Raw genomic sequence first — 15197 nt, forward strand, 5'->3', positions numbered from 1 at the left:
ACTCCTTTCTTCTTCTCGTGTACTCATCTATTCAGAGGGGATGGCATAGAGGTGGTCCTCGTGGACCACGACGGCCCGCTCGCCGAGCAGGCCGATGGGCGGGACGGAATCGGCCACGGCCTCCTCGACCCTGCCCTCGGCGTCGACGGCCACCGAGGCTCCGTCGATCTGGCCGAAGACGAGGGAGCCGACCGCGATCTGGGGCTTGAGGCCGGGGACCACGGCGGTCCGGCCGTTCTCGGGGTTCATCACCGCGGGTCCGTAGGCGACCAGGCTGGTGCCGACGGCCTCCGAGCGGTGGCGCACGTCCTCCAGGTCAGCGGGGTCGATCTGGGCGCTGCCGACCACGCTGCCGTCCTGGGTGTCGTGGAAGGCCAGGACCGTGCCCTCGCCCCGCAGGGGCTCCCAGCGGATGATGACGTACTCGCGCAGCGCGGTGAGCACGGCCTCCATCTCGCCCGCGTTGTCGGGCCGCTGGGCGGTGACCTGCACGGGGTTGTCGCCGGGGCTGACCCAGGTCCAGGGTCCGTTGACCACGGCGGCGAGAACGTTGTGCCCGTCGGCGAGCATGGGCGCGGAGCCCTCGGGGACCGGGACCGGCTGGAGCTCCGCACCGACGGGCACGAAGGCCTCGCCCTCGGTGCGCACGAGCACGGAGCGGCCCACGTACTGGACGGAGGCGTTCTCGGGGAGGTCCACACCGGTGGGATCGCCGCCCGCCACGGGCCAGAACCACAGGGTTCCGGCGGTCTCCATGACGACGGCCTGCTCACCGCCGTACTCCAGGATCCGGAGTTCGCCGAGGGCCTCGGTGGCCTCCACGGGCAGGTCGGCCGTCCACAGGCGCTCACCGTCGGCGTCGAGCAGGTTGAGCCGCTGCTCGGGGTCGACGTAGGCGAGCAGGTCGCCCTTACGACCGACCCCCGGCTGGCTGCCCGGGGCGACCTGCGCGCTGAAGTCGACGGTCGTGGAGAAGTGGGGCGGCGCGGGGTGGTTGAGGGTGGTCACGTCCGCGGCGACATCGCCCCCGCCGAGGCCGGGCAGGAAGCGCCAGGCCGCGGCGCCCGCACCGGCGAGCAGCACCAGGGCGAGCACGGCGGCGCCCACGATGACGAGGGCCCGACCGCCCTTCTTCTCGGGCTTGGCCTCGGGCCGGGCGCCGGTCTCGGCACCGCTGGCGGGAGGGTCGGCCGGGGCGGGAGGAGGAGGCGGCGGCGTCGGCTCGTGGCCGGCCACGACCTGGTCGGCGGCCTGCACCACGCCCGTGGGCGTGGCGACCAGACGCCAGTAGCCGTTGGCGTCCCGGGCGTCGATGAGGACCGGCTGGCCGATCCTGGCGGCGTAGCCGGTGGCGACGTCCAGGGCGGCGCGCCGCGTCTCCTTGGGCGCCTGACCCGTGACGACCTGGCGGCGTCCCTCGACGAGGATCTCGGCGCTGCGTTCGTCGGGCGCGATGACGATGACGGCGGTGGGCCGGGACTGCCCCGGGCGGGACTCCCGGCTCATGGTGCCTCCGAAGGCATGGGGAACGTGGACCTGTTCGTGTACGGGGGTACGGGGACCTAGGTCAGCGATGACGGTGGTTCGCGGCCGGGGACTACCTGGAGACGGTGCCGACGCACGCGTAGTCAGTGCTGCACGAGATCATACTGATCGTCACTCGTCACGCCTATTCCGGCCATGCGCCGAGACTGCGCGCACGGACCGGCGTACCTGGGGCAGTTGTCCCGCCCTCCCCTCCGTGACCTGGAGAATCAACCGAACATGGGATGCGGCTGGTGCCGTGGGCATCACCGTCACCATGGAGTGGACACCTGGGGAAGATATTTAGTTCACACCGAAAATGGCCGGATCTGGCCACCTGGTTCCCACCGGACGCACGCGTAGCAGCTCAGGGCCTCACCGGGGCGGAACCCGGACGAGGCGGAAGTACTCGCCGGGGCGCGAGCGCCGGTCGGCGTTGGCCCGGCGGTCCGGACTGGCCGGTTCGACCGTGAAGTGGACCGCGGCACCGGGTTCGGCCGTGAAGGGGACGGGGGTGTTGGTGAGCCTGCCGAGGCCGCCCTGGACGCTGTGCGGCCCCGGAGGGAGGCCGAGCACGAGGGTCTGGCCGGGGCCGAGCGTGCCGACCCGGTCGCCGTCCACGAGGATCCGGTAGTCGACGAGCATGTCGAACCTCCCTCGGTCGATGCGGTGGACCAGCACCGGGCTCCAGCCCGGCGGCACCTGCTCCGGGCTCCGGATACCGATGACCTTGGGGCCGGTGAGTTCGGGCCGGGCGAGCGCCTCGCGCAGCTGTTGGCGTTCGCGTCTGCCGGCGGCGAGGGAGAGCGCGAAGGCCGCGTAGGAGACCAGCAACAACGGCACCAGTGTCCACACGGCGTTGGAGACGATCGAGAAGAGCGCGAACAGCCCGTGGAAGGCGATCAGAAGCCACCACAGACGCGTCACGCGGAAGGGGTGCCGCGAGTTGTGGATCCGGTGGAGTTCGCCGGAGGTCGGTTCCGCGTTGGTACCCGCCCAGAGCCCGACCGGGTAGAGCAGCAGGAACGCGAGGAAGATCCCGGCGGCCACCGGAACGGGGTTGCCGGTGATCCCCACCCATCCGGCGATCAGGGCGCACGCCACCAGGCCGATCCCCGCCTCCTGGACCAGCAGGAAGGACGCCCTCACGACCGCCACCGCCGTTCGCGCACGAAGGCCTCCGTGCCGAGGGCCGGTGGGACGAGGACGACCAGGTGGAGGGCCAGCAGTGGCAGCGGAAGGGCCCCGGCGCGGAGGTCCCAGACGCCGACGAGGAGGAAGAGCGCGCCAGCGACCCACAACATGCTCAGCATGATGATCTCCATCAGCGGCGACCCGGTCGGATGCCGCCGCCGTTCGATCATCCCCGGGAGGAAGCGCATGTACAGGAGGGGCATCAGGACCAGGACCGACAGCACCATGATGAAAATCCCGAAGTAGATCTCGCTGCCACTCCTCAGGTACATGCGCAGGGTGTGTGTGAGCATCAGCAGGGGCAGGCCGAACGAGGCGTAGAACATGGTCTTCGAGCCGCCGAGCACGGTCTCGACGGTGACGGGCACGGAGTCACCGTCGTCCTCGTCCGTTGGGGGGACGGCGTCCGGTGGGGGAACGGTCATGGGGGGACGGCCTCTCACGGGCGGCGCCGTCCGGGCTCGGGTGCGGCGGGATCGCGGCCTCCCGCCCGACGGCACGACAAAACTACCGGCGCGACAGGACTTTCCGGAATTTCCGGACACCGAAGTACGACCGGAACCGGTCAGTGCCCGTTGCTCTCCACGATCGCGTCGATGAACGCCTGCTCCCGCCGCTGGACGAGCCGGTTGGCCCGCTCGAAGTCCCGGTTGGCGATCTCCGCCCGGGCGGCGGCCGTGCGGGGCATGGGCCACATCGCGTCGATCTCGGCGTTGAAGGACGACCCCACCAGCACGGCGATCGCCATCACGAACAGCCAGGCCAGGATGGCGATCGGCGCCGCCAGGGAGCCGTAGATGGTCACCTGCCCGAAGGAGGCGTCCAGGTAGATCCGCAGCGCCACCGAGCCCGTGATCAGCACCAGCGCGGCCAGCAGTGCCCCCGGCAGGTGGCGCCACAACGGGGTGCGCACCGGCACGCTCAGGGCGTACAGCAGGGTGACCGCGGCGACGGCGAGCAGAGCGACGGTCGGCCAGTAGAACAGGTTGAGCCGCCCCACGGTCATCGGCAGCAACCGGTTGATCAGGTCCGGCCCGGCCACCAGGACCGGCAGCAGGAGGATCGCGAACAGCAGCCCGCCCAGGTAGGCGACGAAGGCCAGCACCCGCTGGCGCAGCCAGCCGCGCAGCTCGTCCAGGCCGTAGGAGATCGTGATCGAGCGGATGAAGACGTTCATCGCCCGCGACCCCGACCACAGCGACACCAGAAACGTCACCGACAGGACTCCGCCCGGCACTCCCCCGAGGAAGTCGTCCACGAGCGGCTCGACCACGCTGTCCACCGTGTCCGGGGTCAGCACCCGCGCGGTCAGGTCAAGGATCCACAGCCGGATCTCCTCGACGAAGTCCTCGCCGAGCACGACGGTCAGCGGGCCCAAAGCGCCCAGGAGGCCCAGCATGAGCGCGGGCAGGGAGATGAGGGTGAAGAAGGCCGACTCGGCGGCCAGCCCGACGACCCGGTCGCGGGCGAAGGCCCGGACCGTGCGCAGGACGAGGAGCATCCCGCTGCGCAGGCGGGCACGACGTCTCAGCCACCCGTCCACGGCGTACCACAGCCGCTCCCAGAAACCCGCCACGGAGGAAACGTTAGCGCTCCTCAGGGGCCGCCCGGCGCCACGGGCGCGCGTACCGAGTGACGTGACTCACTCCGGGGCGCTCAGACCCCGTCTGGACAAAGCGTCGACGCCCGTGACATTCTCATTACATGATCGCTGCTCTGGACCCCATGCTCTACGTGCGCCGTCACGTGGACTTCCTGCGGGTCGGCAGCGCCATCTGTTGCAGCGTCGGTTAATCTCACCGCCCTTTGACGCACCCCAGGGGTGCGCGCGGCACCGGCGCCCTGCCTTCTCTCCTCTTCCCACACGCGGATCCCACCCGATCGCCAGCACGACGATGTGCGCGCGACGCGGGCATGCGGTGCGGGCGCCGGGGCTGTGAGCACCCCGCGACACCTCATCGGAGACACCCGCGATGCCTCCCTCTTCCGCGCAGCCCGGCAGGACAGCGACCGCGGCCAAGCCGCGACGCCGCCGTGGTGAGGGCCAGTGGGCCCTCGGCTACCACGAGCCGCTGAACAAGAACGAGGAGAACAAGAAGAACGACGACGGGCTCAACGTCCGCGATCGGATCATCAACATCTACTCCAAGGGCGGGTTCGACTCGATCGACCCCGCCGACCTGCGCGGACGGTTCCGCTGGTTCGGCCTGTACACCCAGCGCGCGCCGGGCATCGACGGCGGCAAGACCGCCATCCTGGAGCCCGAGGAGCTCGACGACCGCTACTTCATGCTGCGGGTGCGCATCGACGGGGGCCAGCTGACGGTCGCCCAGCTGCGCGCCGTCGCCGAGATCTCCCGCGACTACGGGCGCGACACCGCCGACATCACCGACCGCCAGAACGTCCAGTACCACTGGATCCGGGTGGAGGACGTCCCGGCGATCTGGGAGAAGCTGGAGTCGGTGGGCCTGTCCACCATGGAGGCCTGCGGCGACACCCCGCGCGTCATCCTGGGCTGTCCGCTGGCCGGGGTCGCCGAGGAGGAGGTCATCGACGCGGGTCCCGCGATCCGCGAGATCTACGACGACCACATCGGCAGCGAGCTGTACTCCAACCTGCCGCGCAAGTTCAAGACCTCGGTGTCGGGGTGCACGGTGCACTGCGTCAACCACGAGATCAACGACGTGGCGTTCGCGGGCGTGCGCAACGAGGCGGGCGAGGCGGGCTACGACCTGTTCGTCGGCGGCGGCCTGTCCACGAACCCGATGTTCGCCCAGCGCCTGGGCGCGTTCGTGCGCCCGGACCAGGTGAGCGAGGTGTGGGCCGGGGTCTGCGGGATCTTCCGCGACTACGGCTACCGGCGCCTGCGCACCCGCGCCCGGATCAAGTTCCTCATCAAGGACTGGGGCGCGCAGAAGTTCCGCGACGTCCTGGAGAAGGAGTACCTGGGCTACGCCCTGCCCGACGGTCCCGCCGTCGAACTGGACTCGGGCCTGCGCCGCGACCACGTGGGCGTGCACCGCCAGAAGGACGGCAGGTTCTACGTGGGCTTCGCGCCCAAGGTGGGCCGGGTTTCGGGCACCGCGCTGCTGCGCGTCGCCGACATCGCCGAGGAGCACGGTTCGGACCGCGTCCGCACCACCGCCGACCAGAAGCTGGTCATCCTCGACGTGGAGGAGGACCGGGTCGCCTCGATCACCTCCGCCCTGGAGACGGAGGGGCTCCAGGTCAACCCGAGCGTGTTCCGCCGCCAGACGATGGCCTGCACCGGCATCGAGTTCTGCAAGCTGGCGATCGTGGAGACCAAGGACCGCGCGGCCACCCTGATCGACGAACTGGAGAAGCGGCTGCCCGACTTCGAGGAGCCGCTGACCATCAACGTCAACGGCTGCCCGAACTCGTGCGCGCGCATCCAGGTCGCCGACATCGGCCTCAAGGGACAGCTCGTCATGAACTCCGAGGGCGAGCAGGTCGAGGGCTACCAGATCCACCTGGGCGGCGGCATGGGGCTGACCCAGTCCTTCGGCAAGAAGATCCGCGGACTCAAGGCCACCGCCGACGAACTGCCCGACTACGTCGAGCGGGTCGTGCGCCGGTTCCAGGACCAGAAGGAGGATGGCGAGTCGTTCGCCTCCTGGGTCGGCCGGGCCGAGGACGCCGACCTGAAGTAGTCCGTCCGGGCGGTCGGGACCGCCGCGGCCCCCGGCCGCAGCACCGGGGCCGGTCCGCGTGCGGACCGGCCCACGGCCGCGAAACGACCTGGAAGACCCCGAGCGAGAGGAAGAGGTGCGCCGTGTCCGAGAGGGCCGCACCCCACTACTGCCCCTACTGCGGCGACGAGGACCTCGTGCCCGAGGAAGGCGCCGCCGTCAAGGGAGAGGGTTACCCCTGGGCCTGCCTGTCCTGTGCCCGGGTGTTTCGGGTCAAGTACGTCGGGTTGCGCTCCGCGTCCTTCTCCGCGGGAGGCGCCCCCTCCAGACCGACGGAAGGGAACTCATGAACTCCACCACCATCACCCCCGTGGGCGGTCCCGAGCTCGCCGAGCGGGCCGCACGTGAACTGGAGGAGGCCTCCGCCCCTGAGATCATCTCCTGGGCCTCCGAGACCTTCGGCGACCAGCTGTGCATGACCTCGTCCATGGCCGACGCGCTCATGGTCGACCTGGTCTCCAGGACGGTGCCGGGGATCGACGTCATCTTCCTCGACACCGGCTACCACTTCCCCGAGACCATCGGCACCCGTGACGCCGTGGCCTCCGTGTACGACATCAACCTCGTCAACGTCGAGCCCACCCGCACGGTGGCCGAGCAGGACCTGGCCCTGGGCCCGCGCCTGCACGGGCGCGACCCCGGCATCTGCTGCCACCTGCGCAAGGTCGAGCCGCTCCAGCGGGCCCTGGAGCCCTACGCCGCGTGGCTGACCGGCCTGCGCCGGGAGGACTCGGCGACCCGCCGCGACACCCCGGTCGTGCAGTGGGACCGGCGTCGGCGGATGACCAAGGTCAACCCGATCGCCCGGTGGACCCAGGACCGGGTGGACGCCTACATGGCCGAGAACGGGGTCATCGTGAACCCGCTCCAGTACGACGGCTACCCCTCGATCGGCTGCGAGCCGTGCACGCGGCGGGTGGCCCCGGGAGAGGACCCGCGCAGCGGCCGGTGGTCCGGCACGGGCAAGACCGAGTGCGGAATCCACGTTTGAGGGCGCAAGCGGCGGCCGGGCCGCGCGGCCCGGCTGCGGCTCCGCCGCGTTCCGGCGGTGCCGGGGGCGGCGGTGCTCGGAGGCGAGGAGGAGGACGGCCATGACGGTGGGCGGAACCGGAACGCGCGGCGGCGGAGGCCGGGACGGGGGCGTGCCCCTGCTGGCGGTGGCGCACGGCAGCGCGGACCCGAGGTCGGCGCGGGCCGTGTCGGCGGTGTTCGACCGGGTGCGGTCGCTGCGGCCGGAGCTCGACGTGCGCGTGTCCTACCTGGACCACGTGGCGCCCTCCGCGCGGGACGCTCTGGAGGAGCTGGCCGCGCGCGGGGCGGGTGAGGCGGTGGTGCTGCCGACGCTGCTGACGGCGGCCTACCACAGCAAGGTGGACCTGCCGAAGGTTCTGGCGGACGCGCGCGGGCGCAGCCCGTGGCTGCGGGTGCGCTACGCCGACACCCTGGGCCCGCACCCGATGCTGACGGAGGCGGTGGAGCGGCGTCTGGACGAGGCGGGGGTGCGCCCTGACCCCGGCACGGCGCTGGTGCTGGCCTCGGCCGGTTCCAGCGACCCCGGGGCGAACGCGACCGTGGCGGCGATGGCCGCCGAGCTGGCCGGGCGCGGCCCCTGGCGGGAGGTCGTGGCGGCCTACGCGTCCGCAGCCTCCCCCGGTCCGGGGGAGGCGGTGGCCGCCCTGCGCGAGCGGGGGGCGTCGCGGGTGGCCGTGGCCACCTACCTGCTGGCGCCGGGGTTCTTCGCCGACCGGGTGCGCGCCCGGTCGCTGGAGGCGGGTGCGTACGCGGTGTCCGAGGCGCTGGGGGACGTGCCCGAGATGGCAGGGGTGGTGCTGGACCGCTACGACGCCGCGGTGGCGTCGCGGCACGCGACCAGCTCCCGCTGAGGCGCGGGGCGCGGGTCGCCGTCCGGCCGTGGCGGGAAAGCCGTCGGCCGCGGTGTCCGGCGTCCGCGCCGTGGAGGTGCGCGTCCGGACGGAACGGAACAGGTCGGGCGGCGCGGAACAGGGCGCGCGGCGGGGAGCAGGGCGCGCGGGACGGAGGGGCGAACGGGCGGTCCGCTGGGCGGTCCGCCCGTTCGCGTTGCCACGGGCGGGATTGCCGCCAGGCGGGGCGAACGCGGGAACCGGCCAGACGACGGGAACCGGCCGCCTTCCGGCTCCTCCCCCTCCGCGCCCCGAGGGGGCCGCCCGCGGTTGTCCACAACCGCGGGAAGCGGCTTGTCCGCGCGGCCGCGGCCCAGAAGAATCGGAGGTGGGCGTCGCGAACGCGCGCCGGCCGACCGAGGGATCGTGGGGGTGTCCGTGTCAGAGGGGCGGAGTGTGGTGCGCGGCGGTGTCCGGGACCTGTTGCGGGGACTGCCGGTGTTCTCGGGGGCACTGCCGGAGTTCGACCCCGGAGCGGCGCCCGAGGACCCGGCGGAGCTGTTCCCGGAGTGGTTCTCCGGGGCGGTCGAGAGCGGTGTGGCCGAGCCGCACGCGATGACGGTCACGACCGTGGACGAGGCGGGGGCTCCGTCGGCCCGCGTGGTCATCATGAAGGACTTCACGCCCGAGGGCTGGTGGTTCGCCACCACGACCGGCTCGCGCAAGGGGCGGGAGCTGGCCCGCAACCCCGCGGTGGCGCTGCTGTTCCACTGGATCGGGCAGGGCCGTCAGGTGCGGGTGCGCGGGCGGGCGGAGCTGGCCTCCCCGGAGCGGTGCGCCGCCGACTACCTGGCGCGACCGCTGGAGTCGCGGGTGGCCGGTCTGCACGGCAGACAGAGCGAGCCCATGGACGACCTCGCGGACGTGGACCGCGTGGCGCGGGAGAGCCGGGAGCGGCTGGAGCGCGATCCGGAGCTGGTTCCCGGGGACTGGGGCCTGTACCTGGTCCGACCGGTCGAGGTGGAGTTCTGGCAGGCCGACCGGGACCGCCGCCACACGCGCCTGCGCTACGCCCGCCCGGGCGCGGACGCGTCCTGGGAACGCGGCCTGCTCTGGCCGTGACCGGGCGAAGGCGTCGCGGCGGGGAGGGAGAGCACCGTACCGCGACGCCGCCCGGAAGGACGGGCTCCGGAACGGGTCGCGGAGGGATCGCCGTGCTGGCTCCCGCCACAGTCGTAGTCGGAGCCCTTCTGGCGCCCGTGTCCGTCGTCTCCGGGAACAGACACGACCCCGGTCCCGTCCAGCGGTCACCGGGACGGGCACGGACCCACGGGCTGCCATGACCGCACCCGCCGTCCCCGGAACCGGCTCACCGGCCCGGGACCCAAGCGTGACCGAACCCGGTTCTGTTCGGTGTGCCGTCCGGGGATAGGATTCCCGCACTCCGACCGCCCACGACCAGCAACGAAAAGAGGTGGCCGCCGTGCCCCCCACACACGAGGTGTTCAACCAGGCGCCCCCGCTCGGCGACTACGCGGCGGCGGAGGACCCGGCGCTCGTGGAGGGCCTGCGGCGCGAGGGCGCCGGATGGGCCGAGGCCGAGGTGCGCGAGGTCGGCGACGCGGCCGGTTCGGAGCGGGTCCGCGCCTGGGGCGAGTCCGCCAACGCCTACCCGCCGGTGCTGCGCACCCACGACCGCTACGGCCACCGGGTGGACGAGGTCGACTACCAGCCCGCCTACCACGTGCTCATGGACCAGGCGGTGGAGCACGGCATGCACGCCGCGCCGTGGGCGGACGGGCGCCCGGGCGCGCACGTGGCCCGCGCCGCCAAGTTCTTCCTGTGGTCCCAGCCCGAGGCGGGCCACGGGTGCCCGGTGTCGATGACCTACGCAGCGGTCCCGGCCCTGCGCCACTCCCCCGAACTGGCGCGGCGGTACGAGCCGCTGCTCACCGCACCCGTCTACGACTTCGGGCTGCGGGCGCCGCACACCAAGCGCGGGCTCCTCGCCGGCATGTCGATGACCGAGAAGCAGGGCGGCTCGGACGTGCGCGCCAGCACCACCCGCGCGGTCCCCACCGCCGAGGGGCACCACGTGCTGACCGGGCACAAGTGGTTCACCTCGGCGCCGATGAGCGACTTCTTCCTCACGCTGGCGCAGGCGCCCGAGGGGCTGAGCTGCTTCCTGGTGCCCCGGGTGCTGGAGGACGGCGGCCGCAACGCGCTGCACATCCAGCGGCTCAAGGACAAGCTGGGCAACCGCTCCAACGCGTCGGCGGAGCTGGAGTACGACGGTGCCGTCGCCCATCTGGTCGGCGAGCCGGGCAGGGGCGTGCCCACCATCATCGAGATGGTCAACAGCACCCGGCTCGACTGCGTGATCGGCTCGGCCGCGGGCATGCGCGCCGCGGTGGTGCACGCCCTGCACCACGCCGAGCACCGCAGCGCCTTCGGCGGGGTGCTGGTCGAGCAGCCGCTGATGCGCAACGTGCTCGCCGACCTGGCGCTGGAGTCGGAGGCGGCGACGGCGCTGATGACCCGTCTGGCCGGTGCCGTGGACCGCGCGGTGCGCGGGGACGAGACCGAGGCGGCCTTCCGCCGCCTGGGGGTGGCCGTGGGCAAGTTCTGGGTGACCAAGCGCCAGCCCGCGCACGCCGCCGAGGCGCTGGAGTGCCTGGGCGGCAACGGGTACGTGGAGGAGTCGGGGATGCCCCGGCTGTTCCGGGACTCCCCGCTCAACTCCGTCTGGGAGGGCTCGGGCAACGTGGCCGCGCTGGACGTGCTGCGCGCGATGGGCCGCAGCCCCGAGTCGCTGGAGGCCTTCCTGTCGGAGCTGCGCGCGGCCGCGGGCGTGGACGACCACTACGACGCGGCGGTCAAGCGGTTGGAGCAGGCCCTGGGCGACCCGGAGGAGGCGCAGTACCGGGCGCGGACGGTGGTGGAGCTGATGGCGCTGGTCCTGCAGGCGTCGGTGCTGCTGCGCCACGCGCCCACCCCGGTCGCCGAGGCGTTCACCGCCTCGCGTCTGGGTGGCGAGTGGGGGCACGTGTTCGGCACCCTGCCCAGAGGGGTGGACACCGAGCTGATCCTGGACCGGGCCCGACCGAGCCGGTGAGGCCGGGGGCGCGCCCCCGCCGCGCGGAGAGGGCCGGGGGCGCTCTGTCGCGGGTACGGCGGGCACCGGTGGGGGGCCGGGTCCGTGCGCCCCTGTACGGCCCCGGTCGTACCGGCCCCGGAGCGCGCTGGACGCGAGGGGAAACCGAGGCGCGCTGAGAGCACACGGACACTATTTCTTAACCCCATAAATCCCGATTACCACCCTTAACCCTGATAATTCCCACAAAAACCCGCAAGAGGGACGGCCGATGAATGATCATCGGCCAGTTCGGCATACTTCGGCGTCCGGAGCGGAACAAAGAAGTCGTCACAGACCACGACCGCCTGCTTCCGGACGGGGAGCGGGCCCGCGCAGACCCTCCGGGAAGGCCGGAGGCACGCGGGTGCGAAGCGCCCCTTCCGAAAGCCCTGATACCAAGAGACTGACGACGCCTATGGTGGAAGTCTGGCCAGGTAGCTCCTATCCGCTCGGTGCGACCTACGACGGGTCCGGCACCAATTTCTCCCTGTTCTCCGAGGCCGCCGAACAGGTGGACCTGTGCCTGTTCGACGACGACGGCGAGGAGACGCGTATACCGCTGACCGAGTACGACGGTTTCGTCTGGCACGGTTACCTTCCCGGCGTCGGGCCGGGACAGCAGTACGGGTACCGCGTCCACGGGCCCTACGCCCCGGAGCAGGGGCTGCGGTGCAATCCGAACAAACTGCTCACCGACCCCTACGCGAAGGCGCTGAACGGCAACCTCACCTGGCACGAATCCCTGTTCAGCTACCACTTCGCCGCGCCGGAGCGCAGGAACACCAAGGACAGCGCGCCCTACGTGCCCAAGTGCGTGGTGGTCAGCCCGTTCTTCGACTGGGGCAACGAGTCCCGGCCCCGTACGCCCTACCACCGCACGGTGATCTACGAGGCGCACGTACGCGGGCTCACCATGCGCCACCCGGGCATCCCCGAACACCAGCGGGGCACCTACTCGGGGCTGGCGCACCCGGTGATGATCGACTACCTCACCTCGCTGGGGGTGACGGCGGTCGAACTCATGCCCGTGCACCACTTCGTGCCCGAGCACGCCATGGTGGCCCGGGGGCTGACCAACTACTGGGGGTACAACACCCTGGCCTTCCTGGCCCCGCACAGCGGGTACGCGGCGCGCGGCTCGCGCGGGCAGCAGGTCCAGGAGTTCAAGGCGATGGTCAAGTCGCTGCACGAGGCGGGCATCGAGGTGCTGCTCGACGTGGTGTACAACCACACCGCCGAGGGCGACCACATGGGGCCCACGCTGTCGCTGCGCGGCATCGACAACCTCAGCTACTACCGGGTCAGCGACGAGGACCAGCGCTACTACCTCGACTACACCGGCTGCGGCAACAGCCTGAACGTGCGCCATCCGCACTCGTTGCAGCTGATCATGGACTCGCTGCGGTACTGGGTCCTGGAGATGCACGTGGACGGGTTCCGCTTCGACCTCGCCTCGGCCCTGGCCCGCGAGTTCCACGACGTGGACCGGCTGAGCACGTTCTTCGACATCGTCCAGCAGGACCCGGTGATCTCGCAGGTCAAGCTGATCGCCGAACCCTGGGACGTGGGCCCGGGCGGCTACCAGGTGGGCAACTTCCCGCCGCTGTGGACCGAGTGGAACGGCAAGTACCGCGACACCGTGCGCGACTACTGGCGGGGCGAGCCCGTGGTGGGCGAGCTGGCCTCGCGCCTGGCCGGGTCCAGCGACCTGTACCAGGACGACGGCCGCCGTCCGGTGGCCTCCATCAACTTCATCACCTGCCACGACGGCTTCACTATGGCCGACCTGGTGTCCTACGACCGCAAGCACAACGAGGCCAACGGCGAGGACAACCGGGACGGCACCGACGACAACCGGTCCTGGAACCACGGTGTGGAGGGGCCCACCGAGGACCCCGAGATCATCACGCTGCGCCGCCGCCAGGTGCGCAACTTCCTCACCACCCTGTACCTGTCGCAGGGGGTGGTGATGCTCTCCCACGGTGACGAGGTGGGACGCACCCAGAACGGCAACAACAACGCCTACTGCCAGGACAACGAGATCGCCTGGATCGACTGGAAGGGCGCCGGGCTCGGTGAGGACGAGGAGCCCGACAACGACCTGCTGGACTACGTGCGCGGGCTGGCGCGGCTGCGCCGCGACCACCCGGTGTTCCGGCGCCGCCGGTTCTTCCGGGGCAGCCCGGTGGGCGGCGCCAAGGCAGGGAAGAGGGGGCTGCCCGACATCGTGTGGCTGCGCCCGAACGGAAAGAAGATGACCGGCGACGACTGGAACTCCACGGGCCAGGCCCTGGGCGTGTTCCTCAACGGGGACGCCATCACCGAGCCCGACCCGCGCGGTCGGCGGATCAGGGACAGTTCGTTCCTGCTGCTGCTCAACAGCGGCCCGGAGACGGTGGACTTCACCGTTCCGGGCACCGAGTACGGCACGGCCTGGGAGACCGTGCTGGACACCGCCGAGCCCGACGTGGAGGGACGGCCGTTCGTGGCGGCCTCCGGTCCGGTGCGGGTGATCGACCGGGCGCTGCTGCTGCTGCGCCGGGTGTCGCACAAGCACACGCCGTCCTCCCGGTTCTGAGGGGTTCGGGCACACGGGCCCCGGAAGCTCCCTGTCGGGAGCTGCCGGGGCCCGTCGGCGTGGACGGCCGGTGGAATACGAAGACGCACGAGGACACTAACGGGGGCCACGGAAAAGCCGGTTCGGCCGGGGCCCGTCGGCGTGCACGCCGCCTCCCTGTTGTCCACAGGAAAAGATCCGCTCTGGCGGCGGCACGGCGCGTTGGAGATGCTGGATGAAAAAGGCTGGGCAGGGGGGCTCGCGCCCCCCTCCTCGGGGTGCCCAGGACCACCGCCTACTCTGGGTGACCATGTCGAGTACACACACCGGCGCGGACGCCCCCGCCGCCCCCATCGCGTTCCGGCAACTGCTGCCCGTCCCCGGCGGCGCGGACGCGGACCCGGCCGCCGCCTACGCCTACCCCGCCGACCTGGACCGCCCCTGGGTGCGCGCCAACATGGTGGCCAGCGCCGACGGAGGCGCCGTGGGCCCCTCGGGGCGCAGCAGGGACCTGTCCTCGGCGCCCGACCGCAGGATCATGGGCGCGCTGCGCGCCCTGTGCGACGTGGTGCTGGTGGGCGCGGCCACGGCGCGCGTGGAGGGGTACGGACCGGTCCGCGTCCGCAGGGCGTGGGAGGGGCTGCGCGGGGGACGGGCGCGGACACCGGCCGTGGCGGTGGTCTCCCGTTCCCTCGACCTGCCCGCCGATCTGCTCACCGAGGCGCCGCCGCACGCGCGCACCCTGGTGTTCACCACGGGCGGCGCCCCCGCGGACCGGCGCCGCGAGGTGGCCGCACGCGCCGACCTGGTGGTGGTCGAGGGGGACTCGGTGACGCCCGCGCACATCGTGGACGCCCTGGCCGAGCGGGGGCTGCACCGCGTGCTGACCGAGGGCGGCCCGCACCTGCTGTCGGAGTTCGTGGCGGCGGGGCTGCTGGACGAGCTGTGCCTGACCCTGAGTCCGCACCTGCTGGGAGCGGGACCGCCGCGCATCGTGGCGGGAGGGCCGGGGGCTCCCGGAGCGCCGGAGCCCGCCACCGGCGCGCGGAGCACGCCCGTGCGGATGGCGCACCTGCTGGAGGCGGAGGGGAGCCTGTTCGCGCGTTACGTCAGGGAATAGGGCGTCCGCGGAGGACACACCGGTAACCGCTCGGTTTCGGTCGCCCCACAAACACGCATGAACCATCCCGCAACCGGACATACCCGAGGTGTGC

The 15197-nt window shown here is 71.9% G+C and carries 13 protein-coding genes; 9 read left to right on the plus strand and 4 right to left on the minus strand.

Annotated elements, in window-relative coordinates; all coding sequences use genetic code 11:
• Positions 1-27 precede the first annotated feature (27 nt).
• The 4 genes from AC0VX6_RS18100 to AC0VX6_RS18115 all read right to left on the minus strand — a co-directional run bounded on the left by AC0VX6_RS18100 (position 28) and on the right by AC0VX6_RS18115 (position 4294).
• Complete coding sequence (locus AC0VX6_RS18100) at positions 28-1506, minus strand: hypothetical protein (RefSeq protein ID WP_475465360.1); 1479 nt, start codon at positions 1504-1506, stop codon at positions 28-30.
• A 393-nt stretch (positions 1507-1899) separates the two neighbouring features.
• Positions 1900-2673 carry a hypothetical protein gene (locus tag AC0VX6_RS18105; protein ID WP_475465361.1) on the minus strand — a complete coding sequence of 258 codons (774 nt, stop codon included), beginning with the start codon at positions 2671-2673 and terminating at the stop codon, positions 1900-1902.
• Positions 2670-3143, minus strand: coding sequence for a hypothetical protein (locus tag AC0VX6_RS18110; RefSeq protein ID WP_274973867.1), 474 nt, complete (start codon positions 3141-3143; stop codon positions 2670-2672). The genes AC0VX6_RS18105 and AC0VX6_RS18110 overlap by 4 nt, the downstream gene beginning before the upstream one ends.
• A 140-nt stretch (positions 3144-3283) precedes the next feature.
• Positions 3284-4294: a YihY/virulence factor BrkB family protein gene (locus AC0VX6_RS18115; protein ID WP_475465363.1), complete on the minus strand. Its 1011-nt coding sequence runs from the start codon at positions 4292-4294 to the stop codon at positions 3284-3286.
• Between the two features lie 128 nt (positions 4295-4422).
• Here AC0VX6_RS18115 and AC0VX6_RS18120 point away from each other — a divergent pair, with 128 nt between their 5' ends.
• From AC0VX6_RS18120 to AC0VX6_RS18160, 9 genes are all read left to right on the plus strand, one after another.
• Entirely contained in the window at positions 4423-4512 is a 90-nt protein-coding gene (locus tag AC0VX6_RS18120; protein WP_017564358.1) for a putative leader peptide, read from the plus strand.
• Positions 4513-4691: 179 nt separating this feature from the next.
• On the plus strand, positions 4692-6389 hold the full coding sequence (locus AC0VX6_RS18125; RefSeq protein ID WP_274973869.1) for a nitrite/sulfite reductase: 1698 nt from the start codon (positions 4692-4694) through the stop codon (positions 6387-6389).
• A gap of 122 nt (positions 6390-6511) precedes the next feature.
• Positions 6512-6718, plus strand: coding sequence for a hypothetical protein (locus AC0VX6_RS18130; protein ID WP_013153834.1), 207 nt, complete (start codon positions 6512-6514; stop codon positions 6716-6718).
• Entirely contained in the window at positions 6715-7419 is a 705-nt protein-coding gene (locus tag AC0VX6_RS18135) for a phosphoadenylyl-sulfate reductase (protein ID WP_274973870.1), read from the plus strand. Before AC0VX6_RS18130 ends, AC0VX6_RS18135 begins: the two co-directional genes overlap by 4 nt.
• A gap of 100 nt (positions 7420-7519) precedes the next feature.
• Positions 7520-8311: a sirohydrochlorin chelatase gene (locus AC0VX6_RS18140; RefSeq protein ID WP_475465364.1), complete on the plus strand. Its 792-nt coding sequence runs from the start codon at positions 7520-7522 to the stop codon at positions 8309-8311.
• A 411-nt stretch (positions 8312-8722) separates the two neighbouring features.
• The gene (locus AC0VX6_RS18145; RefSeq protein WP_475465365.1) at positions 8723-9412 is read left to right on the plus strand and encodes a pyridoxine/pyridoxamine 5'-phosphate oxidase; all 690 of its coding nucleotides are present in this window, start codon (positions 8723-8725) and stop codon (positions 9410-9412) included.
• 361 nt (positions 9413-9773) lie between these two features.
• Positions 9774-11405, plus strand: coding sequence for an acyl-CoA dehydrogenase family protein (locus AC0VX6_RS18150; RefSeq protein ID WP_475465366.1), 1632 nt, complete (start codon positions 9774-9776; stop codon positions 11403-11405).
• Positions 11406-11841: 436 nt separating this feature from the next.
• Positions 11842-14004 (plus strand): glycogen debranching protein GlgX, encoded by a 2163-nt coding sequence (glgX, locus tag AC0VX6_RS18155; RefSeq protein ID WP_274973874.1) that lies wholly within the window; start codon positions 11842-11844, stop codon positions 14002-14004.
• Between the two features lie 289 nt (positions 14005-14293).
• Positions 14294-15103, plus strand: a complete 810-nt coding sequence (locus AC0VX6_RS18160; protein WP_475465367.1) for a dihydrofolate reductase family protein — start codon at positions 14294-14296, stop codon at positions 15101-15103.
• The last annotated feature ends 94 nt before the right edge of the window (positions 15104-15197 follow it).

The sequence above is a fragment of the Nocardiopsis sp. iso_25 genome (genome assembly GCF_056173305.1).